20 protein-coding genes are annotated in these 23,091 nt (G+C 43.0%); 16 read left to right on the top strand and 4 right to left on the bottom strand.

Annotation, left to right across the window (positions count from 1 at the left end):
• Genes M1D81_RS09600 through M1D81_RS09570 form a run of 7 tightly spaced genes read left to right on the top strand, consistent with a single transcriptional unit; the run spans position 1 to position 8,414 of the window.
• Positions 1 to 1,638, top strand: a complete 1,638-nt coding sequence (locus tag M1D81_RS09600) for an AMP-binding protein (RefSeq protein ID WP_431020445.1) — start codon at positions 1 to 3, stop codon at positions 1,636 to 1,638.
• An 8-nt stretch (positions 1,639 to 1,646) separates the two neighbouring features.
• Complete coding sequence (locus M1D81_RS09595; protein WP_456267074.1) at positions 1,647 to 2,996, top strand: acetyl-CoA carboxylase biotin carboxylase subunit; 1,350 nt, start codon at positions 1,647 to 1,649, stop codon at positions 2,994 to 2,996.
• On the top strand, positions 2,993 to 3,208 hold the full coding sequence (locus tag M1D81_RS09590; protein WP_024425681.1) for an acetyl-CoA carboxylase biotin carboxyl carrier protein subunit: 216 nt from the start codon (positions 2,993 to 2,995) through the stop codon (positions 3,206 to 3,208). The genes M1D81_RS09595 and M1D81_RS09590 overlap by 4 nt, the downstream gene beginning before the upstream one ends.
• Positions 3,209 to 3,219: 11 nt before the next feature.
• On the top strand, positions 3,220 to 4,128 hold the full coding sequence (locus M1D81_RS09585; protein ID WP_326134511.1) for a hydroxymethylglutaryl-CoA lyase: 909 nt from the start codon (positions 3,220 to 3,222) through the stop codon (positions 4,126 to 4,128).
• 12 nt (positions 4,129 to 4,140) lie between these two features.
• On the top strand, positions 4,141 to 4,923 hold the full coding sequence (locus M1D81_RS09580; RefSeq protein ID WP_456267075.1) for an enoyl-CoA hydratase: 783 nt from the start codon (positions 4,141 to 4,143) through the stop codon (positions 4,921 to 4,923).
• 18 nt (positions 4,924 to 4,941) lie between these two features.
• Complete coding sequence (locus M1D81_RS09575) at positions 4,942 to 6,465, top strand: acyl-CoA carboxylase subunit beta (protein ID WP_456267076.1); 1,524 nt, start codon at positions 4,942 to 4,944, stop codon at positions 6,463 to 6,465.
• Positions 6,466 to 6,479: 14 nt separating this feature from the next.
• A complete protein-coding gene (locus M1D81_RS09570; RefSeq protein WP_456267077.1) occupies positions 6,480 to 8,414 on the top strand; it encodes an AMP-binding protein in 1,935 nt (644 codons plus the stop codon).
• A gap of 28 nt (positions 8,415 to 8,442) precedes the next feature.
• Here M1D81_RS09570 and cysI read toward each other — a convergent pair whose 3' ends face one another.
• Together cysI and M1D81_RS09560 are read right to left on the bottom strand one after the other, a co-directional pair.
• A complete protein-coding gene (cysI, locus tag M1D81_RS09565; protein WP_252050493.1) occupies positions 8,443 to 10,161 on the bottom strand; it encodes an assimilatory sulfite reductase (NADPH) hemoprotein subunit in 1,719 nt (572 codons plus the stop codon).
• A 33-nt stretch (positions 10,162 to 10,194) separates the two neighbouring features.
• Positions 10,195 to 12,015 (bottom strand): assimilatory sulfite reductase (NADPH) flavoprotein subunit, encoded by a 1,821-nt coding sequence (locus M1D81_RS09560; protein ID WP_456267078.1) that lies wholly within the window; start codon positions 12,013 to 12,015, stop codon positions 10,195 to 10,197.
• A gap of 243 nt (positions 12,016 to 12,258) precedes the next feature.
• Here M1D81_RS09560 and M1D81_RS09555 point away from each other — a divergent pair, with 243 nt between their 5' ends.
• Complete coding sequence (locus tag M1D81_RS09555; RefSeq protein ID WP_456267079.1) at positions 12,259 to 13,509, top strand: MFS transporter; 1,251 nt, start codon at positions 12,259 to 12,261, stop codon at positions 13,507 to 13,509.
• A gap of 119 nt (positions 13,510 to 13,628) precedes the next feature.
• On the opposite strand, the gene M1D81_RS09550 is transcribed toward M1D81_RS09555, so the two are convergent.
• Positions 13,629 to 15,056 (bottom strand): aldehyde dehydrogenase family protein, encoded by a 1,428-nt coding sequence (locus M1D81_RS09550; protein ID WP_456264943.1) that lies wholly within the window; start codon positions 15,054 to 15,056, stop codon positions 13,629 to 13,631.
• A 211-nt stretch (positions 15,057 to 15,267) separates the two neighbouring features.
• Here M1D81_RS09550 and M1D81_RS09545 point away from each other — a divergent pair, with 211 nt between their 5' ends.
• From M1D81_RS09545 to M1D81_RS09535, 3 genes are read left to right on the top strand one after another with little or no spacing between them, the layout of a single operon-like run.
• Positions 15,268 to 15,693 carry a DMT family transporter gene (locus M1D81_RS09545; RefSeq protein WP_120206925.1) on the top strand — a complete coding sequence of 142 codons (426 nt, stop codon included), beginning with the start codon at positions 15,268 to 15,270 and terminating at the stop codon, positions 15,691 to 15,693.
• Positions 15,694 to 15,706: 13 nt separating this feature from the next.
• A complete protein-coding gene (locus M1D81_RS09540) occupies positions 15,707 to 16,387 on the top strand; it encodes a Crp/Fnr family transcriptional regulator (RefSeq protein WP_456264944.1) in 681 nt (226 codons plus the stop codon).
• Between the two features lie 21 nt (positions 16,388 to 16,408).
• Positions 16,409 to 16,885, top strand: coding sequence for a DMT family transporter (locus M1D81_RS09535; protein WP_456264945.1), 477 nt, complete (start codon positions 16,409 to 16,411; stop codon positions 16,883 to 16,885).
• Between the two features lie 7 nt (positions 16,886 to 16,892).
• Here the strand turns inward: M1D81_RS09535 and M1D81_RS09530 are convergent, their stop codons facing one another.
• Positions 16,893 to 18,299: a phospholipase D-like domain-containing protein gene (locus M1D81_RS09530; RefSeq protein WP_456264946.1), complete on the bottom strand. Its 1,407-nt coding sequence runs from the start codon at positions 18,297 to 18,299 to the stop codon at positions 16,893 to 16,895.
• A gap of 159 nt (positions 18,300 to 18,458) precedes the next feature.
• On the opposite strand from M1D81_RS09530, the gene M1D81_RS09525 reads away from it, so the two are divergent.
• The 5 genes from M1D81_RS09525 to M1D81_RS09505 all read left to right on the top strand — a co-directional run bounded on the left by M1D81_RS09525 (position 18,459) and on the right by M1D81_RS09505 (position 23,055).
• Positions 18,459 to 19,235 carry a MurR/RpiR family transcriptional regulator gene (locus M1D81_RS09525; protein ID WP_024425669.1) on the top strand — a complete coding sequence of 259 codons (777 nt, stop codon included), beginning with the start codon at positions 18,459 to 18,461 and terminating at the stop codon, positions 19,233 to 19,235.
• Between the two features lie 130 nt (positions 19,236 to 19,365).
• Complete coding sequence (gene pfkB / locus M1D81_RS09520) at positions 19,366 to 20,280, top strand: 1-phosphofructokinase (RefSeq protein ID WP_125587017.1); 915 nt, start codon at positions 19,366 to 19,368, stop codon at positions 20,278 to 20,280.
• 13 nt (positions 20,281 to 20,293) lie between these two features.
• On the top strand, positions 20,294 to 21,709 hold the full coding sequence (locus M1D81_RS09515; RefSeq protein WP_280149539.1) for a PTS fructose transporter subunit IIC: 1,416 nt from the start codon (positions 20,294 to 20,296) through the stop codon (positions 21,707 to 21,709).
• A 15-nt stretch (positions 21,710 to 21,724) separates the two neighbouring features.
• Positions 21,725 to 22,183 (top strand): PTS sugar transporter subunit IIA, encoded by a 459-nt coding sequence (locus M1D81_RS09510; RefSeq protein ID WP_025093184.1) that lies wholly within the window; start codon positions 21,725 to 21,727, stop codon positions 22,181 to 22,183.
• A 2-nt stretch (positions 22,184 to 22,185) separates the two neighbouring features.
• Positions 22,186 to 23,055: a class II fructose-bisphosphate aldolase gene (locus M1D81_RS09505; protein ID WP_034624364.1), complete on the top strand. Its 870-nt coding sequence runs from the start codon at positions 22,186 to 22,188 to the stop codon at positions 23,053 to 23,055.
• Positions 23,056 to 23,091: the final 36 nt, after the last annotated feature.

Raw genomic sequence — 23,091 nt, 5'->3', positions numbered from 1 at the left:
ATGATGTCGATTCATCCACAGACAATCGGCTCGTTATTAAAAGAGAAAAAGGATCAGCATCCAGGACATGAAGCCATTGTGTATCCAGAACGTTCTTTACGTTATTCATATGAAGCGTTTTATCGAGAAGTCAAGGAAACCGGAAAAGGTCTTATGGCATTAGGGGTTCAAAAAGGGGATCATATCGCCATCATGGCGCCCAATGTACCCGAATGGCTCATGCTGCAATTCGCCTGCGCGTCGATTGGAGCCGTTCTTGTCACCGTGAATACAAACTTTCAATCACAAGAACTCGCTTATTTACTCAAGCACTCTGATAGCAGCATGCTGTTTATCGTAGACGGATTCAAAGAGACATCCTATGTCAAAATGCTTGAAGAACTCATACCGGAGCTTCAAAACGCTCATCAAGGAGAGATCACATCCTCATCTTTTCCTTATTTAAAAAGTGTCGTCTATATAGGTGAGCACACGCCAAAGGGCATGCGCAGCTGGAACAGTATTCAAGCAGCTGCCAAAAGAACAGAGGATCATGAGTGGGAGAAACGAATGGATGAGCTTGCACCTGATGATGTCATTAATATGCAATATACTTCAGGCACAACCGGCTATCCAAAAGGAGTTATGCTCAGCCATACAAACATTGTCTGCAATGCCAGCCAAATCGCAGATTGTATGAAGCTCACCCAAAAGGACCGAATGTGTATCCCCGTTCCTTTTTTTCATTGCTTTGGATCCGTTCTTGGCGTGCTTGCGTGTCTCACAAAAGGAGGAACGATCATTCCAATTGAATCCTTCCACCCAGAGCGAGTTCTTCAAACCGTAGAAAAAGAGAAGTGCACCGTCCTTCACGGCGTCCCGACAATGTTCATTGCAGAGCTCGACCATCCGAATTTTCACCAATACGATCTGTCCACATTACGAACGGGCATTATGGCAGGATCTCTTTGCCCATCCCATGTGATGAAAGCCGTCATTGAACAAATGGGACTGAAGGAGCTCACGATTGCTTACGGCCAGACCGAAAGCTCTCCTGTCATTACCCAAACAAGAACGGATGATTCATTTGAAAGGCGGGTTCAAACGGTCGGCCGGGCGCTTCCTCACATTGAAGTGAAAATCACCGTTCCAGGCACGCCGGAGGAAGTACCAAGAGGAGAACAAGGAGAGCTGTGTACAAGAGGCTATCATGTGATGAAAGGCTACTATAAAAATGAAGAAGCCACAAATGAAGTGATTGACCAGGACGGCTGGCTTCATACGGGTGATTTAGCAGAGATGGATGAGGACGGCTATGTGAAAATCACAGGACGGCTGAAAGATATGATCATTAGAGGCGGGGAGAATGTTTACCCAAAAGAGATTGAGGATGTTCTTTATACTCATCCGGATATCCTTGATGCACAGGTCGTTGGTATACCTGACGAGACGTATGGAGAAGAAGCCGCCGCATTCATTCGGCTTAAAAAAGGTAGGACGGTGACAATTGAGACACTCACCAGCTATTGTCAGTCGCAAATGGCTCGCTACAAAATTCCTAAATATTTTTTCATCACTGACGAGTATCCAATGACCGCATCAGGGAAGATTCAAAAATTTCGTCTGAAAAAGCAGGCGCTTGATCTAATAAAGGAGTGAAGGCAGTGATGTTTCAAAAAGTACTGATTGCAAATCGAGGCGAAATTGCTAGGCGAATTATTCGAACGTGTAAAAGGCTCGGAATCCACACCGTCGCCGTTTATTCAGAAGCAGATCAGCATGCACTTCATGTGCAAGAAGCAGAAAGCGCCTATCCGATTGGAGGCGCGAAAGTATCTGAGAGCTATTTAAACATGGAAGCCATCATTCGTGTAGCCAAACAGACAAATACAGATGCCATCCACCCAGGATATGGCCTCTTATCAGAAAATGCAGCCTTTGCAGAACGCTGCCGCAGCGAAGGAATCGCCTTTATTGGCCCATCCGCACAAGTCATTCAGCGAATGGGGAATAAAATTGAAGCAAGAAAAACGATGGCTCAAGCAGGTATCCCCATTGTACCAGGCGTTTCAGCTCCGCTGCATGATGCAGAAGAAGGGGTCAGTCAAGCGCAGTCACTCGGTTATCCGATCATGCTCAAGGCATCAAGCGGGGGCGGAGGAATTGGCATGCAGCTCGTGCAAAATGACGAGGAGCTGTACAGGGCTTTTGAAGGGAATCAAAAAAGAGCGCAAAGCTTTTTCAACGATGGGACGCTGTATATGGAAAAGGTCATTGAAAACGCTCGGCACATTGAAATTCAGGTCCTTTTTGATTCCTTCGGCCATGGGGTTCACTTATTTGAGCGCGACTGTTCACTCCAGCGAAGACATCAAAAAATCATTGAAGAAGCACCAGCCGCCTGTCTTGATGAATCAGTAAGACATCAGATGGGGGAGATGGCCGTCAAAGCAGCCAAAGCGATTGGGTATGAAAATGCAGGAACGATTGAATGTTTAGTTGATCAGCATCAACACTTTTATTTCCTAGAAATGAACACAAGATTACAAGTAGAGCACCCTGTCACAGAAGAAATTACAGGCATTGACCTTGTCGAGGAGCAGCTGAAAATCGCTGCATGTGAGCCGCTTTCCTTTAATCAGGAGGATATTCATCAAATCGGCCATGCCATCGAGGTTAGAATTTATGCGGAAGATCCCGTCACCTTTTATCCATCACCAGGAACGATCACTCGGCTTTCCACACCTGAAGCTCCGTATATCCGTCATGAGTCAAGCGTGACAAATGGAAGCATCATTACCCCTTTTTACGATCCAATGATTGCGAAAATGATCGTTTACGGTGATACACGAAAACTTGCAATAGAACGATTAAAAGGGGCATTACAAGCATATGAAATAGAAGGGATCAAAACCAACTTACCGCTTTTAAGGGAAATGGCCGGATCTTCTGCTTTCTTACAAGGCAGCATCACCACCGATTTTCTCATGAAAAAAAGGGAGGAAAACCGTTCATGAAAACTGTCACAATTCAAATGGCTGGAAACTTATGGAAGCTCCTTGTGAAACAAGGTGATGAAGTGCAAAAAGGACAGGAGGTTGCCATCTTAGAATCAATGAAAATGGAGATTCCGATCGTTGCTGAAGAGGGCGGGATCATCAGTAAAGTGTATAAGGCAGAGGGAGAGTTTGTCGATGAAGGAGAGGTTCTTTTAGAACTATCAGAATAGGAGGGAGCCAGATGGCATTACCAAAGAGTGTGCTTATCAGGGAGGTCGGGCCGCGGGACGGACTGCAAAATGAATCAGTCTGGCTTGACACAGGCGAGAAGCGAACGTGGATTGATCTGCTCGCAGCAGCCCAGCTCCCTTATATTGAAATCACATCATTTGTTCATCCTAAATGGGTTCCAGCCTTAAAAGATGCCAAAGAACTCACCCAATCCTTTAACAAAAAAGACGGCATCACCTATGCAGCACTCATTCCCAATGAAAAAGGCTTAGCTCATTTTTTTGAAGCCAATCTTGACACAGGCGCTATGTTCATCTCTTCGAGTGAAACACATAACAAGAAAAATATGAATCAATCCATCCACGAAACACTTCCTGTTATCAAACAAATGACAGCTGATTTAAAAGCAGCAGGAAAAAACACACGCGCGTATATTTCCACCGTGTTTGGCTGCCCATATGAAAAACAAGTGCCAATGGATCAAGTCCTCCGGCTAACGGATATTTTGCTTTCTTATGGCATTGATGAAATATCTCTCGGTGACACCATCGGTGAAGCCCATCCGCTTCAAGTAGAAAGACGCTTAGACATTTTACTCGAACGTTTTCCTGCTGATAAAATCGCTCTTCATTTTCATGATACGAAGGGGATGGCTCTTGCGAATATTTATACGGCATTAAAAGCAGGGATCACCATATTTGACTCCTCCAGCGGCGGGCTTGGCGGATGTCCCTATGCACCTGGTTCCAGCGGAAATGTGGCGACAGAAGATGTGGTGCATATGCTTCAAAAACTAGGAATTGAGACAAATATTCACCTTCCTGCATTAATTAAAGCGGCAGAATGGATTGAAGCAAAAGTAGATCGAACCCTGCCTAGTCACTGTTTACGTGCTTATCACTCTCAGACTACTTCATAAAGGATGAATAACATGACATCATTGATCCATTTTTCGATACAAGATGAACAGATCGGCATCATGACCTTAAACAGGCCAGAACAAGCGAATTCCCTATCTGCTCCAATGCTGGAGGAGATCAATCAAATCATTCAAGAAATCAAACACGATGAAAGCATTCGCTGTCTTCTCATTACAGGAGCCGGTTCAAAAGTCTTTTGTGCTGGAGCAGATTTAAAAGAACGACGATTGATGACAGAAGCAGAAGCAAAAGGAGCTGTTCTTTCGATTCAGCAAACCTTTATCGAGATTGAATCTATTCCTGTACCTGTCATTGCAGTGATGAACGGACACGCACTAGGCGGAGGACTTGAGCTCGCGCTCGCTTGTGATCTCCGCATTGCACGAGCCGGAGCAAAACTCGGCCTGCCAGAAACAGGACTAGCTATCATACCAGGAGCCGGAGGGACGCAGCGCCTTCCGCGCCTCATTGGACTCGGTAAAGCAAAAGAACTTATTTTCACAGGCGCATCAATACAAGCAGAAGAAGCCATTCAAATCGGGCTGATTGAGCATATCTCTGTAGCAGATTCCCTCATGAACGATGCCATCTCTCTTGCAAAACAAATCATCAAAAATGGCCCGCTTGCCTTAAAAGAAGCGAAACAAGCGATTCAATCAAGCCTTGATCACGATTTGCATACAGGTTTGACAAAGGAATACGAAGCGTATCTACGGCTCATTGAGACAGAAGATCGAACGGAAGGTCTTCGAGCCTTCCAAGAAAAACGAACGCCTCAATACAGAGGCAGGTAGCAAGAAAGGGGAATGGGTATGATCGAAGGATATGAACTAAAAAAACGGCAGATTCTGAAAGGCGGGGCAGACCGATACCATCAAAAAAACAAAGAAAAAGGAAAATTGTTTGTCCGTGACCGCCTCCAGTTGTTATTAGATGAGGATTCTTTCATTGAGGATGCCATGTTTGCCGAGTGTCAAAATGAACATTTACCAGCAGATGGTGTTGTCACAGGGACAGGGCGGATGAATGGGCAGACTGTTTGCGTCATGGCAAATGATTCTACCGTCAAAGCAGGATCATGGGGCGTCAAAACGGTAGAAAAAATCATTAGAATCCAGGAAACAGCCGAAAAGCTCAACTGCCCAATGCTGTATTTAGTTGACTCTGCGGGTGCTAGAATCACCGATCAAATCGCCATGTTTCCAGGCAGAAGGGGTGCAGGCCGCATTTTTTATAACCAGGTGAAGCTGTCTGGACGTATTCCGCAAATTTGTTTACTATTTGGTCCTTCGGCAGCCGGAGGTGCTTACATTCCTGCTTTTTGTGACATCGTCGTCATGGTCGAAGGGAATGCCTCAATGTACTTAGGCTCACCGCGAATGGCCGAAATGGTGATTGGAGAGAAAGTATCCCTTGAAGAAATGGGCGGAGCAAAAATGCATTGCAGCATTTCTGGATGCGGCGATATTTTAGCAAAAACAGAGGAAGAAGCCATTCAAATCGCCCGCACTTATTTAACTTACATGCCTGCCAACTATACAGAAAAACCAAAACCGGCAGCCGCAATCGCACCTAAACCATCAGAGATCACCATCCAAGACCTCATTCCTAAAGGGCAGAATACCTCTTTTGATATGTATCAGCTTATTGATTTACTCATTGATGAAGGATCATTTTTTGAAATCAAAAAGCTATTTGCCGCAGAGCTGATCACAGGATTTGGCCGTATGAATGGTCAGCCTGTTGGTCTTATTGCCAACCAGCCTAGGGTAAAAGGCGGCGTATTATTCCATGACTCGGCCGACAAAGCCGCTAAGTTTATTCAGCTATGTGACGCCTTTCATATTCCACTCCTTTTCCTTGCCGATATACCGGGGTTTATGATCGGAACAAAAGTGGAACAAGCAGGTATTATCAGGCATGGGGCGAAAATGATCTCCGCCATGTCAGAGGCAACCGTTCCGAAAATATCCGTCATTGTTCGTAAAGCATATGGTGCAGGTTTATATGCAATGGCAGGACCAGCCTTTGAACCGGACTGCTGTCTCGCACTTCCATCAGCACAAATTGCTGTCATGGGGCCAGAAGCCGCTGTAAATGCGGTCTATGCGAATAAAATTGCCGAACTGCCTGCTGAGGAAAGAGCGGCATTTATTCAAGAGAAACGCAAGGAATACCAGGAAGACATGAATATATATGAGCTTGCCTCTGAAATGATTGTCGATGGTGTCATCCCGTTTGACCATTTGCGAGATGAGCTTTGTCATAGATTACGAGCCTATACCTCTAAAGAGATGACATTTACAAGACGAAAACACCCGGTTTATCCGGTCTAAAGGAGGCGGGCCTCATGATGAACCTAAAACCAGCGTGGAAACCCGAAGAGCAAATGATGAAACAAACACGCCTTTACAAATGGATGCATTCACTTGGTTTTTCTACTTATGATGCGTTCTATCAAGCTAGTATCGAGCGGACCGATTGGTTTTGGAGAGAAGCCGAAAAGGCGGTCGGTATCGTGTGGAAGGAGCCGTATGAAGCTGCATTAGGCCAAGATTCATTCATGTGGCCCAATTGGTATAAAGGCGGCAGGCTCAACGTGGTCGAAACGGCTGTTGACAAATGGGCAGAGAATGAAGAAACCCAGCATCAACCAGCTGTGATGTGGAGAAATGAAGCGGGAGAAGAGAGAAGATGGACGTTCCTCGAACTTCAAGAAAAGGTCAATCGTCTCGCTGCTGGTTTTTTGAAGAAGGGAATACAAAAAGGAGATGTAGCGGTCATTTATATGCCGATGCTTCCGGAAACAGCTGCCGTCATGCTTGCCTTTGCAAAGATTGGTGTCATTTTTAGCCCGGTTTTCTCTGGCTATGGAAGCGAGCCTCTTGCCGTACGTATTCGTGCATCAGGTGCAACCATTGTCGTCACAGGCTCAAGCGTGACGCGCCGGGGAAAGACAATCAACATGCGTGAATGTGCGGCAGAAGCGATCGACAAAACCAAGACTGTCCAAACAGTCATTGTACATGCTTCCTCTTCTACTGAATATAAAGAGGATATTCAGTTAAACGATTTGTTAAAAGAGGAACCAATGAATAAAACGACTTATCTTTCAAATGAAGATCCCCTTATGATCTTATACACGTCTGGAACAACCGGTACACCAAAAGGGGCTGTCCATACACACGCAGGCTTTCCTGTAAAATCGGCTTTTGATGCCGGTCTTTGTATGGACGTTGCAAAAGGAGACCGTTTGTTTTGGCTCACAGACATGGGCTGGATGATGGGGCCCTTTCTCGTCTTTGGCGGTTTGATCAATGGAGCTGCAATTGTTTTATATGACGGCGCCCCCGATTATCCAAATGAACAGCACCTTTGGTCATTCATCCACGAGCAAAAAGTCACCCATTTTGGACTTTCACCTACTTTTGTTCGTTCTGCGATGCAGCAAAACCTTTCAGACATTGAGCTGCCGCATGTGAAAGCCATCATATCTACAGGTGAACCGTGGAATGAAGCACCATGGCAATGGCTTTTTGACACCATTGGTCAAAAGCACATTCCCATCTTAAATTACTCAGGGGGAACAGAGGTTTCTGGCGGTATTGTAGGAAGTACGCTGCTTCGTCCAATCAAACCGATCCTTTTTAATGCGGCCATCTTAGGAATGGCGGCAGATGTGTATAATGAGGCAGGAGAGAGTGTTCTGAATGAGGTGGGGGAGCTTGTTGTGAAAAAGCCGTGGGTCGGCATGACATGTGGGTTTTGGAAAGATCCGGAGCGATATGAAGACACCTATTTTAAACGATTTGATGGGGTGTGGACGCACGGTGATTGGGTGATGCAATCAGAGGATGACGCATTCCATATCACGGGCAGATCGGATGATGTCATTAATACAGCAGGTAAACGCATTGGTCCAGCTGAAATTGAATCCATTCTTGTCGGGCATCCAGCCGTACATGAGGCTGCTGTGATTGGAGTGAAAGATGAGGTGAAGGGAGAAGCACTAGTTTGTTTCATTGTGGCCAGTTCACAGACTTTCGAAGAAGCAGCACTCATTCAAGAGCTCAAAACACATGTTGGTTCATATGCGGGAAAAGCGCTCACTCCAAAGGAAATTTATCTTATTTCAGCTTTACCGAAAACAAGAAACGGAAAAATCGTCCGGCGTTTATTAAAAGGAGCGTATGAACAGCAGCCTTCACCAGATCTATCTTCTTTAGATAATCCAAATGTCTACAAAAGCATTTGCGAATACTTGAAAAGGAAACAAAGTCCATAAAAAAAGACAGGAGAGATCCCTGTCTTTATTATTGCACATGAAAATTCGTGCCATCTGTTGTTTCTTTTACAATACCTGCCCGAATCACAAAATCACCGAAATGTTCATGTTCCTCGCGTTCTTTTGCATAGCGGGGGAGTAGAGAGCCAAGCTCGTTTAAAATGTCTTCTTCCCCTACATTTTCTCGGTACAGTTTACTTAATCTGCTGCCATCAAACGCAGCGCCAAGATACATGTTGTATTTGCCAGGTGATTTCCCGATAAAGCCAATTTCACCAAGCGCATGACGGGCGCATCCATTTGGACATCCAGTCATACGAATCGTGATTTCTTTATCACTTAAGCCATTTTCTTCGACAATCTCTTCAATTTTGTCAATTAAGCGCGGGAGGTAGCGTTCTGCCTCTGCCATCGCTAAGCCGCATGTCGGAAGAGCAACACAGGCCATTGAACTGCGGCGAAGTGCAGAGTGCTGCTGTCCATCTGACAAACCAAACTCCTGAATGAGCTGCTCGATTTGTTTCTTTTTATGAGATGTGACGTTTCCAATGATCAAATTTTGATTCGCTGTTAAGCGGAAGTCACCTGTATGAATCTTTGCGATTTCACGAATGCCTGTCATCAGCGGATAATCATCGTAATCCGTGATACGTCCGCCTTCTACAAACATCGTATAATGCCATCTGCCATTAATGCCTTTTACCCAGCCATAGCGGTCACCGTTATGATCGAAGTGATAATCTCTTGCGTCTAATAGGGTAAATCCAAGGCGGCGCTCAAGCTCTTCTTTTACATTCTCAAGACCGAGGCGGTCCACTGTATATTTAAAGCGGGCATTTTTTCTCACCGAACGGTTTCCGTAGTCCCGCTGGATGGTGATCACTTGTTTGGCAATCTCTACAACTTGTTCCGGTGTACAAAAGCCAATTACTTTTGCAAGCTGAGGATAGGTCGCTGTATCACCATGAGTCATGCCCATTCCACCGCCAATCGCGACATTAAAACCGACTAATTGATCATTTTCAATAATTGCAATGAAGCCTAAATCCTGCGAAAAAACATCAATATCGTTAGCAGGGGGGACCGCCACACCAATCTTGAATTTTCTTGGCAAATAAAGTGGACCATACATCGGCTCAACCTCTGTATCAGGCGTTGCTGCTACCTTTTCCTCATCAAGCCAAATTTCATGATACGCTCTTGTTTGCGGAAGCAGGTCATCACTTAATTTTTTGGCGAGCTCGTATACATCATGGTGCACTTCTGATTGATAGGGGTTTGATGTACACATGACATTACGGTTCACATCGCCGCAAGCAGCGATCGTATCAAGCATAGTGGAATGAATGTCTTGAATGGTCTTTTTCATGTTCCATTTTAAAATACCGTGAAGCTGAAAGGTTTCACGAGTTGTCAGCTTTAACGTACCGTTTCCATATTTATGAGCAAGCTCATCCATCACAAGCCACTGTTTGGATGTAGCGATTCCGCCAGGCAGGCGGACGCGCAGCATAAATTGATAGGCAGGCTCAAGCTTTTGTTTTTGCCGTTCATTTCTCAGGTCACGATCATCCTGTAAATAACTGCCGTGATGCTTCATCAGACGGTTATCATCATCAGGAATACCCGCTGAAATCGGATCAAGCATCACTTCTTTTAAAGTACCCCGTAAATAATCACTTTTTTCTTTGATTTCCTCTACGTCGCTCGGAGGTCCATCCGGCGCTGTTAATGCTGTCTTCACCATGTAAGTAAAAGCTCCTTTCTTTCAAGCATTCAATCAATATACGTCACGCTGATAGCGTTTTTGCTGCTGCAAGTTGGCTAGATAGCTTTCAGCTTTCTCTTTGCTCATCGCACCTTCTTCTTGGATGATTGATAGAAGGGTATTATGAACATCATGCGCCATATGTTTTTCATCTCCGCAGACATATACATAGGCACCTTGCTCCAGCCATTCGAATAATTCTTTACTTTGTTTCTTCATTTGGTGCTGGACATATACTTTTTCCTCTGAATCTCTTGAAAAAGCCACATCCATTTTCGTTAACACGCCATCTTTTAACCACTTTTGCCATTCGGTTTGATATAAGAAATCCGTCACAAAGTGCTGATCACCGAAGAACAACCATGACTTTCCATCTGCACCGACTTCCTCACGCTCCTGCATAAAGGAACGAAAAGGGGCGATGCCTGTGCCTGGTCCTACCATAATGATCGGTGCATCAGGGTTTTCAGGCAGCTTAAAGTTTTGATTGTGCTGGATATAAACAGGCAGCTTATCACCTGGCTCTAAGCGCTCCGCACATAAGATTGAGCAGACACCTTGACGTTCTCTTCCGTGAGCATCATATCTCACAGCACCGATCGTCAAATGAACTTCTTCTTCATTTGCTTTCAGGCTGCTTGCAATGGAATAAAGGCGTGCCGGTATTTTTCTTAAAATGGCAGTGAAGTCTGCCGCTGTTCCTTCAAAAGGACCGAAATCACGAGCAGCATCTACTAAATCTCTTCCTGCTATATATGCTTTTAACTTTTCTTCGTTTCCTTCTTCTAAAAGGGCCTGCAAGGCTTCGCTTTTTGTAAAGGACGCCATCTTTTGAAGAAGAGGTTTTGTTAAGACGGTAATCTCAAAATGAGAGATGAGTGCTTCTTTTAAAGGAAGCGTGTCGCCGTTTTTATGAACGGTTACGGCTTCCTCTGCATTCCATCCGCATGTTGTGATCAATTCATCAACAAGCGCAGGATCATTTGTTGGATAAATACCAAGGCTGTCACCCGGCTCATAAACAAGTCCTGATCCTTCAAGAGAAAGCTCCAAATGACGGGTTTCTTTGTTAGAACCGCGGCCATTTAGATTGATATTTTCAAGCACTTCAGCATAAAAAGGATTTGTTCTTGAGTATTCAGATGCAGCCGTTTGAGTGTTTGCTCCCGCTGATTCCTGCGGGGCTGCTGCAGCTCCGCCTTCGCTAAGTGATGATGCCACCCCTTGAAGCCATTCAGAAAACGGCTCATCATAATCAAGATCACAGTCCACTCGATCGAAAAGACGCGTTCCGCCAAGCTCTTTTAAGCGCTCATCAAATTCTTTACCTGTTTGACAGAAAAATTCGTAAGAGCTGTCACCAAGTGATAGGACAGAAAAACTTAAATGATCGAGCTTTGGTGCCCGTCTGCCGTGAATATATTCATGGAAAGAAAGGGCATTATCAGGCGGATCTCCCTCGCCATGTGTGCTGACGATAATCAGTAAATTGTTTATTTTTTTCAGACTATTTGGTTTAAAATCTGACATAGAAGAGAGCGTCACTTGAAAACCTTTCTCTTCAAGATGCTGCGCTGTCTTTTTTGCTAACCCTTCAGAATTGCCTGTTTGCGAGCCATAAAGGACGGTCACATCTTTGCTGACAGGCTGCGCTGGTGCTGCGGCAGAAGGAGAAGGGGCTAGGGCAGTATTTTCTAATCCGGCTAAAGCTGCCTGTGCTGATAAATAACCGGTAAGCCAAATTTTTTGCTGATCTGTTAAAGTCGGAAGCAGCTGATTAAGCAGTTCTGCCTGCTCCTGACTAAACGGACTGTTCAATACATGAAGTTGCAACGATATCCACCTCACAAGGAATATAAACATAGATTAATTCGATAGGAATTATATATATAGGTTCAATTTGAACTTTACCGAAAGTTTGCCATTAAGTAAAATATATAATATTGATTGTTATGATTAAGATTTCTAATACCTTTTTAATTAAACCGGATATAAAATTCAAAAAATTTATTCAAACCTCGTTTTATTTTTGAGATAATGACATAAAATTTACATATTTTGAAAGAGGTAGGTTAGATGTCACAAATTAAAGCGATCCATGAAAAGGGGAGCTACAGATGGGTTATACTCATAATAGCTACCTTTTCACAAACGTGTGCAACATTTGTAAATTACGGAGTAGGTCCTTTAGCAACATTTTGTCAAGAAATATATAACTTATCACAATTTCAAACAGGTTTAATTGTATCAGCTGTAAACATTGGTCCTATATTCTCTATGCTAATATTCGGTAACATAATGGATAAATACGGCGAGCGGTGGGTTGTAGGAATAGGCTCAATCTTACTAGGACTTACCATGTTAATAACAATTCCTATTAATGATTATGTATACCTTTTGATTGTTCTTGCTTTTGTCGGGGTTTGGTATGGGACGGCTCAACCAGGGGGGAGCAGTGCAATCATCAATTGGTTCCCTAAAAACAATAACAGAGGACTTGCAATGGGGATTCGTCAAACTGGAATACCACTTGGTGGTGCTTTAGCTTCAACATCCCTACCTTTTTTCTTCTATAATTATGGTTTATCTTCAGTTAAATTAACACAAGCTATTGTAGCAATTGCAGGTGGTATAATCTTTTCAATTTTCTACAAAGATCATGGAATGACTGCGCAAAGACAACAGAATGATCGTTTTTTTGAGAAAATTAATAAGATCAAAGCAAAATCGAGTCTTTATCCAGTATTTTTTATTGGAATGAGTATGATTTCTTTACAATTAATCATATTAGCTCACCTGATGAGTTATCTAAGCAATACCTTACATATATCATTAAGTATTTCTGGAACGTTGTTAAGTGTGGTTTTAATTGGTGGTGCAATTGGACGGATATTGTTAGCATGGATGAGTGACAATTTGTTTAATGGAGATAGAAGTAAGCCATTACAACTTACAATATTATTAACTGTCATTATTTTAATTGTTCTAGTTTACTTTTCGAATTATCTTCCACTATGGGGACTTTATATAATTTGTTTCATTTTAGGTTTTTTAGGAGTGGGATGGTACAGTTTATTTATTGTGCTAATGTCTGAAAAAGCAGATAAAGAGTTTATTGGATTAACTGTAAGCTTTGGTTTAACTTTAAATCAAATTTTTATTGTGCTGGCACCCTCCCTATTTGGTTTATCAGTGGACTATTTTAATGGATATAAACTACCGTTCTTCCTATTAATATTGTTTATATCAATAGGGGGTATATGGCTTAACTTATCGGAAAGAAACAATAAATGTCAAACACAAAAAGAAACTGAAAACAACCTTTAAAATAGAAAAAATACATCTTTAATGAACATCAAATGATGTTTTCTGCTTTCTAAAACTTAAAATAATCCTTTTTCTTAAAAAAGGGGAGAAAAACCTTAGCGTTTTTCTCCCCTTTGAAATTACGCTGTTGGAAGTCCTATCACAGCTTTCACTTCTAAATATTCCTCGATCCCAAAGTCTCCCCATTCTCTTCCGATACCAGATTGCTTAAAGCCGCCAAATGGGGCAAAGTAATCTGTTTCGGCGTTGTTAATGGTAATTTGACCGGCACGAATATGTTCAGCTACATATTTTAATGTTTTTTCATCTTTTCCAACCACATAGCCAGCAAGACCGTACACTGTATCATTGGCAATCTCAAGGGCATGATCCAGGTCTTGATATGTGATCACACTCATGACGGGTCCGAATATTTCCTCTTGCGCAATGGTCATATCATTTTTCACATTTGTGAAAATAGTATGCTTGGCGAAATATCCTTTGCCTAGTCCGTCCGGCTTACCAGTTCCCCCAGCAAGCAGGTGAGCACCTTCTTCAATTCCTTTTTCAATATAAGACTGCACGGTATCCCATTGCTTTTTGGAGACAAGCGGACCAGTGGCGTGATCTTCTCGAGGATCACCAACTGTAAACTTCGGCAGAGCATTCAGCAGCGCTTTTTCAAATGCGTCTTTCATTGATTCAGGAATCAGCACACGTGTAGCTGCGGAACACACTTGACCTGTATTCATCGCAATATGATGAACGGCTGTTTCGGCTGCCTCATCCACATCTGCATCATCTAAGATGATAAGAGGGGATTTCCCGCCGAGCTCAAGAGCCACTTTCTTAATATTGTCTGCAGCATTTTCCATTATTTTAGAGCCGACAGCACCTGATCCCGTAAATGAAACAAAGTCAATATCAGGGTGTGAGCTAATGCCGTCACCAATGACATCACCAGTTCCGTTTACTAGGTTGAAGACGCCTTTCGGTACGCCAGCTTCATCAATGATGTCTGCAAGAATCATTGCGGCAAAAGGTGTAATTTCCGCAGGCTTTAAGACAACTGGTGAGCCTGCTGCAATGGCACCCGCGATTTTAAGTGATGTTTGATTTGTTGGGAAATTCCAAGGTGTAATCAATCCGCTGACACCAATCGCTTCTTTTATAATAGTGTGCCCGCCGCGGTCCTCAGTAAATGTATACGATTTAAGTGCTTCCGCTGCTTTAGAAAAATGTTCATGTCCCATTTTGTAATGAACCTCTTCCGATACTTTCAGCGGTGCACCGAGCTCTTGTGTCATGACTTCAATTAGTTCATCCTTACGCTTTTCGTAGCCACGCACAATGTTTTCCAGCATCTTTACGCGTTCATTTCGAGATGTTTTTGAGAAAGAAGGGAAGGCGGCACGAGCAGCTTTGACTGCCTTATCTAAATCTTCTTTTGTTCCTAAACTAATGGTGCCAATGACTTCCTCTGTAGCAGGATTGATGACTTCCGTCGTTTCGTTTCCTGTTGATGCGATCCATTCTCCGTTAATAAAATGTTTCTCTTGATTTCTCATTCTGACATGTCTCCTTTTTATATGTGATTCCATTCAATATTCTGTTTTCAGGTGATATAAAACTGTACCCACTGTGAAAAATCTAAAACGATGCAACTGTAAAAGAAAAAGTTTCTGATATAATACGCAAAGTGGGACATATGTCCTTTTCAACATCAGGGCATCTATCATTTAATGGAACTAGACTGAAAAAGAAGGAGCATTTGAACGAATGAAAGGTGTTATTTTCGCTTTATTAGGAGGCGCTTGTATTACACTGCAAGGCGTCGCAAACGCAAGAATCAGCCAGGATATCGGGACATGGCAGGCGGCAACCATCACGCAGCTGACCGGCTTTATGATCGCACTGATCATTTTACTGATCGTACGTGACGGACACTTTCGAGAATATCGAAAGGTGCAGCCGCTTTATTTAGTAGGCGGTGCATTTGCAGCCATTATTATTTTCAATGAAGTGACTGCGATTCAAATGATCGGTGTCACACTGACCATCGCTGCTTTACTCATTGCTCAGCTTGCTTTCACCTTTGCAATCGATGCAAAAGGATGGTTTGGTGTACAGAAGAAGAAAATGAAATGGCCGCATTATGCAGGAATTCTATTGATGATCGCAGGCGTAATCATTTTAAAGCTATAAAGGAGGGCGTCAGATGGAGGAGCTTCATGATGAATCTCTATTTTCCACTTATCTCAAGGCACATGAATTAGAAAACGTCTTTCATCAGAAACTCATATCACACGTCAGCTTATGGCGCTATGAGCAAGGTGAGCTGATTTGTTCAAAGGGAGATCAGAGGGAGCATTTGTACTTGTTAGTAAAAGGGAAATTAAAGATTTTCACCACCACAAAAGAAGGGAAGACCTTTATTCTTTGTTTTAAACATCCTCTTGAAGCAATTGGAGATATTGAATACGTTCAGCAGACTGATATGGTCAATACAGTGGAGGCTGTCACAGAAGTACATATGCTAAGGATTTCTCATCAAGCGCTCATGCGCCATGCGAAGGATGACCCCCGCGTGTTAACCTTTTTACTAAAGGGCATCACAAACAAATTTTATACGAAATCAAACGATTTGAGCTTCCACCTTTTATACCCTGTAGAGGTCAGACTCGCAAGCTACTTCTTGTCTGTGTTAACAGGGGATAACAGCGCGAGCGCACTTCGTCTTACTGATGCGGCGAGCTTAATTGGTACAAGCTACCGTCATATTAACCGGGTGATTCAGCAATTTTGTGAAAAAGGGCTGATAGAGAGGCGAAGAGGGAAGATTACGATTCTTGACCGGGAAGGACTCTTAGAAATAGCGGAGCGAAACATTTATGAATAGAAGAAATGAAGGGATTCAGACATGATCATAGGAATAGGATTAGCCATCATAGCTGGCGCACTCGTCAGCTTACAAACCATTTTTAACAGTAAGGTCAATGAGCAGACAGGCTCTTGGTCAACGACCACTCTCGTTCTAGGTATGGGCTTTATTGCTTCACTTTTGATGGGTCTTTTGCTAGAAGGAACCGGCATGTTTCAATCAAGACATATGGAAGCGTGGTACTGGATTAGCGGAGCCATTGGAGTAGGGGTGGTCATCTGCCTCGTTCAAAGCATCAAACGTCTCGGTCCGACTTATGGAATCTCGATTGTCCTGATTTCACAGCTCGGCTCCGCGCTGTTGTTCGATTCGCTTGGCTGGCTTGGGTTAGAGAAAGTGGAATTTTCTCCCGCAAAACTATTAGGTGTCATTGTGATTGTTGCGGGGATCCTGGTGTTTAAATTGACCAAATTCGAGTCAGCAGAAGAGGGAGAAAAAGGGCTGCCACAAGAGTAGCTGCCCTTTAGATCAACCGCCGCCATAGAACAGTTATCGCGGATAAACCATTTAAAAGGAGCCTTTTCATCAAAGGCTTTTTTTTCTGCCCATAGGACCCCGCTTTATAGGCTGCTTTGTCCTTCGCGACAAGAATACTATAGGCGATTTTACGTTCTATTGCCTGAGTAAGTGATAGCGCAAAAGGGGCACTATCAATAACCAATATCGACTCTGTATTTAAAAAACTAGACCTCGCATCTAAATTATATGTGCCAATAATACTTAAATAATCATCAATGACCATTGATTTCGCATGAATGGAATACGGGCCTTCATATTCGTACAAATGAACGCCTGTTTTCATCAGTTCCTTTTTCGTGCTTAAGTAACCTGCAAAAGCTAACGGATTTGGCGTCGCTGTAAGAGAATTCGTAACAACTGTCGTTTGAATCCCGCTGGCTAAGGGAGTGAGGCCGTCTTTCATGGGTCGTGTCGGGATGACATAAGGCGTCTGTATGAGCACAGAACGCTTTGCCCGGTGAGCTAGATCGTTTAGTTTTTTGAGCACAAGAGGACGCTTATTGAAACGCTCCACAGGATTTGTAAAAAATGCAATCTGCTTTACTGAGATGCCATCTGCTGCCCAATTAAAGGACGACATCACAAAAGGTTCTTTCGCATGCACTGCCTCCTGATAGGATCTAAGCAGTTTCTTTCTTAGTTTTAAGCCTTTCTTTGCTTTTTGTTTGGAGAACACAGCTTTTGTTCTTTTCGTAAAGTGATGATTCCATAAATAAACGAAGTATTGCTCCATTTCATCTAATACTTTTCCTTTTTTGTCGTTATAAAGCAGCACATCGCGGTCAAATGCAAAATCTTTCGGGGGCTGATCTGCAAAGTATTTATCACCGATATTTCTTCCGCCCATCACAGCCACTCGGCCATCTGCCATCAGCAGCTTATCATGAAGGCGGTTATGCCACGTCCATGGCTTAAATAACCGAAAGGGCTCATAAAAACGAATGGCCATGTTCGGGTGATTTGCCACGGCATACCGTAAATCTTTTAGCGGTCCACGCAAACTGTGGCAGATGCCGTCTAAAAGCAGCTGAACTTTCACCCCTCGATCAGCAGCTTCAATTAAAGCACCTAGTACCCATTCGGCTGTTTTCCCCTTTTGGATGGAATAATAACTAAGGCGGATCATCCTCTTTGCCTCACGAATCATTTGGATTCTGGCCTGACCAGACTCAAATCCATCGTCAAGAAGCATCACTTGATTTGTGCCCTGATTGTCTCCTGAGATCGAAGAAGCTTTATAGATACAATGTTCTTTGCATGTTTTTTGGATCGGTAAATAAAACAAAACAAATGCGGTCAAAAAGACATAAACGACATAGAGAAGGATCAGATAAAACAAAAGATGAAGCATACGGATCAGCTCCTTTCACATAGACACAACTTTTCTTTAGTTTATGTCAAAAATAAAATTTCACTCATTTTCGCCTTTCATCTAAATACATGACAAAAGAATCATCTTGTTTTTATTGGGCATTTAATTATAGTATGAAATGAATAAGGGGGAATCGATTTGAATGAATCATTATTTAACATCCCAAGTGATGTATATCAAACGTTAAGTGAAACAGAACGATATTTACTCAATTATATTCACCAGCATTTAGAGGATATCTCCACCTTATCCATTGTCACTTTAAGCGAAAGAGCCAATGTATCAACGGCCACGATTGTCAGACTGATGAAAAAAATTGGCTATAACGGCTATACATCCTTTAAATATCGATTGAAACAAGAAAAGAAAATGACAGATGCAAGCGACCAGCTCAAAAATATTGATGAAGACATCAAACTAGCAATTCGGAAAAATGAAGAAGAGGTTTTAAAAACGATACAGCTGCAAAGTATTGGACAAATTGAAGATGCCGTTCAAAAAATACATAATGCAGACAAAATTTATATTTTCGGCAGAGGCTTCTCAGAGATGATTGCCAAAGAGATGACCATCAAATTACAGCTCATCGGGAAAACATGTGAAGTACACGACGATCCGAATATCATTCGGCTGAAATCGCGAGACATTGAAAAAAGTGAGCTTGCCATCTTTGTTTCATTAAATGGCGAAACAGCTGAGCTTGTTGAAGCGTGTCAAAATCTCAGTATGAAGCAAGTCACAACTATTACGGTGACGACAAGAATAGATTCTACATTAAGCAAAATATCAGATATGACACTAGTCGGATATAAAGGGGAACAATCTTTCTTCCCAGATTATGAAGTCAGATCCCGCCTGTCTCTTCATGTCATTGCCCGCATTTTACTCGATGCCTATGTGATCCGAATGAAATAACCAATAAGAAAGCCTTCGAGACTTTGATCTGGAAGGCTTTTTCTCATGAAAACCTTTACACATTCTGAAAACATTTTCACTGAATCGTATGAGATACTTTCTTTAGAGAAAAGAAAGAAGGTGAAACCAATTGATTTATACCTGCACCTTAAATCCTGCTATTGACCTATATATTGCATTAAAAGAAATGCGGGCAAATGCAGTCAATCGCACAGAAGATGAAGATTATCAGCCGAATGGAAAAGGCGTGAACGTGTCGATTATGCTAAAGAAATATGGCTTCACCAGCACCGCATTAGGATTTATTGCTGGGTTTTCAGGCTCTTATATTGAACAATCTTTAAAGGATCTCTCCATTCAAACCGATTTTATCTCGGTTGAAGGCATTACACGCATTAATGTTTTTATCAATACGACAGAAGAATACAAGCTCGTGAATCAAGGCCCAGCGATTGAAGAAAAAGCGCTTCACGCCTTTCGTGAGAAAATTGCGGCTATCCCGCAGGGAGGCATCCTCATCATGTCAGGCAGTCTGCCAAAAGGCGTTCCTGCCAGCATCTTTTCAGAAGTAGCAGCTATTTGTCATCAACAGAAGGTCAAGTTCATTTTAGACACAAGCTCCGCAGCTGTTCTTGAGACGCTTCAATACAAGCCGTATTTATTAAAACCGAATGAAGAAGAAATTGCTGCTTTTTTCGGCAAAACACATCCTTTGTCAGAAAAAGAACTCATTCAATCAGGAGAGAAACTCATTGAGATGGGTGCAGAGCAAGTGCTGATTTCCCGCGGGAGAGAAGGAGCTTTATTCATTACGAAGGACGCAGTGTTTAAAGGAAACGCACCAACAGGCACTGTCGTAAACACAGCTTGTTCTGGAGATGCGATGCTCGCAGCTTTTCTTAGTAAACATCTTGAAGGACATTCACCTGAAGAATGCTTACGCTACGGCATTGCAACGGGAGCATCCACTGCGTTTTCAAAAGGCTTAAGTGATTTACATGATATTGATTCATTGATTGAGCAAGTACACATTCAGAAGATATAAGGGGGAATAACACATGAGCCGTAAAAAAATTGTCGCTGCAACCGGCTGTCCAACAGGTATTGCACACACATTTATGGCAGCTGAAGCATTAAAAATCGCTGCTGAGCAGCTAGGGGTCGACATTAAAGTCGAAACGCATGGTCAAGTAGGAATTGAAAACGCTTTAACTGATCAAGACATTATGGAAGCAGATGGGGTCATTGTGGCAGCCGACAAAGATGTAAATACAGATCGTTTTCACGGCAAACCACTTATTGAAGTGCCTGTAGCCAAAGGCATTCGCACACCTACTGAGCTGATTCAGAGCATTATAAATGGAGATGCTCCCGTTCATCAAGTGAAAGGAAGAGCTTCTGGAACAGAGAAACCATCTGCTCCTTCATCCTCTCAACAAAAGTCGGCAAATAAATGGATACACACCATTTATAAACACTTGATGAACGGTGTATCACACATGCTGCCATTTGTTGTTGGAGGCGGTGTCTTAATTGCCCTTTCTTTCTTATTTGGGATCTACTCTGCTGATCCTAAGCACGAAACGTATCATCCGTTTGCTGCCTATTTGAAAAGCATTGGCGGACTTGGCTTCAGCTTAATGGTGCCAATTTTAGCAGCATTTATCGCTGATTCGATCGCTAGACGCCCAGGGATGGTCGTCGGATTTATAGGGGGTCTCCTTGCAAATGATGGAGGTGCTGGATTCTTAGGCGGTATTATCGCAGGTTTTGCAGCAGGATATATCATTTTATTGCTTCAATTTTTGCTTCAAAAATTACCAGCATCACTTGATGGATTAAAATCAATCTTCATCTATCCTGTCATCGGTATTTTCTTAATTGGGGCTGTCATGACCCCGCTGTTAGTACCAATCACAGGGCTAAATAATTCCTTAATGGACTTTCTCTCATCTGTACAATCCACAAATCCGCTGCTTTTAGGCTTAATTGTTGGAGCAATGTGTGGATTTGATATGGGCGGTCCATTTAACAAAGCAGCCTATGTCACAGGAACGGCTTTACTTGCAGAAGGTAACCTTTACTTCATGGCAGGTGTGTCAGCAGCATGTATCACACCGCCGCTTATCATTGCGATTGCCACAACGATTTTCCGAAAACATTTCACGCCACAAGAACGAAATGCAGGGGCAATCAACTATATTCTAGGAGCGACACATATTACAGAAGGAGCCATCCCATTTGCGGCCAAAAACCCGGTCGTTGTCCTGCCAATTATCATGTTTGGCTCGGCCATCTCTGCTATATTGACATATTTGTTTGGCGTACAGGTTCCAGCTCCGCATGGTGGATTCCTTGTTCTTCCGGTCGTCACAGGTGCATTCCAATGGGTGCTTTCCATACTAATCGGCTCACTCGTAGGTGCGATTCTCTACGGACTTTACCGTAAAAAAATAGACAACCCCGCAGTTTAAAACGGAGGAGGAGAAATGATGGAACATATCTATATGAATCTTCACGAAACAGCTTCTTCACAGGCTGGCGTGTTCTCAGCCATTGCTGACATTGCCTACAAAGCAGGTATTTGCACCTCACCAGAGGATGTCAAAAAAGGGTTAGCGGAAAGGGAAGCACTGAGTACAACCGGATTTCAAGATGGATTTGCCATTCCGCATACTCAAACAGAAGCCATCACGAAACCAGCACTTGTGATCGTCCGCACGGAAACAGGTATTGAATGGGACGCTTTTGATGGGAAGCCTTGCTTTTTCTTCTTATCCTTACTGATCCCTAAAAGTGAAGCAGGGACGACTCATTTAAAAGCTCTTTCAGCCCTTTCACGAGGCTTAATGGATGAAACGAAACGTCAAAAACTGCTGGAAACAAGAACAAATGAAGACATGCTTGCTGTATTAGAAACGGATATTTTAACTAGAGAGGATGTTTGATCATGCCTTTACTTTCAACAACACCAATGCTTGAGGCTGCGAAAAAAGAACAATACGGAATTGTGGCATTCAATGTACACTCCTTTGACAGTATCTATTGGGTGCTCGAAACTGCTGCAGAATTAAAGTCACCTGTGATTTTGCAAACAACGGTTGGAACGGTTCAATCTCTTGGAGCAAAAGCGATTGCAGATACAGTGAAGGCGGCTGCTGATCAATATCAAATCCCAATCGGTCTTCACCTGGATCACTGTACAGACTTTGATGTGATTCTCACCTGTATCAGGGCTGGATATACATCCGTTATGATCGATGCATCTATGCACTCATATGAAGAAAATGTACGCCGCACAAAAGAAGTCGTGGATCTTGCCTTAAAAGTCGGTGTAAATGTCGAAGCAGAGCTAGGCAAGGTAGGCGGTGTAGAAGATGATATCGTCGTCGACGAAAAAGATGCTGAAAAAGCCGTTCCATCAGAATGCCGTCAATTTGTAGAAGAAACTGGGGTGCCTACTTTAGCGCCTGCGATTGGTACTGCCCATGGCATTTATAAAGGGGTGCCGGATATTGACTTTGACCGCATTGAACAAATTGCAGCGCTGGTCGATGTACCACTTGTCCTGCACGGTGGTTCCGCTGTACCAGATGAGGACGTCAAGCGATGCGTTGCACTTGGTATGGCAAAGGTGAATGTCTCAACTGAACTGAAAAATGCATATTCCGAAGCGATACGTGATCATTTCTCAAACGAACCTGAAAGCTTAGATCCGCGTATGTATTTACAAAAAGCAAAACAAGCAGCAAAAGACATGGTCCAATCGAAAATACGAATCGTTGGCAGTGAGGGCAAAGCCCATCCGTTATATCAATAAGAAAAAAAGCAGAGCCGCTATCGCTCTGCTTTTTCA

It is taken from the genome of Bacillus sp. JZ105 (genome assembly GCF_053903125.1).
Note: the sequence above shows the minus strand (reverse complement) of the source record. Positions and strands in the feature narration are given on the sequence as shown.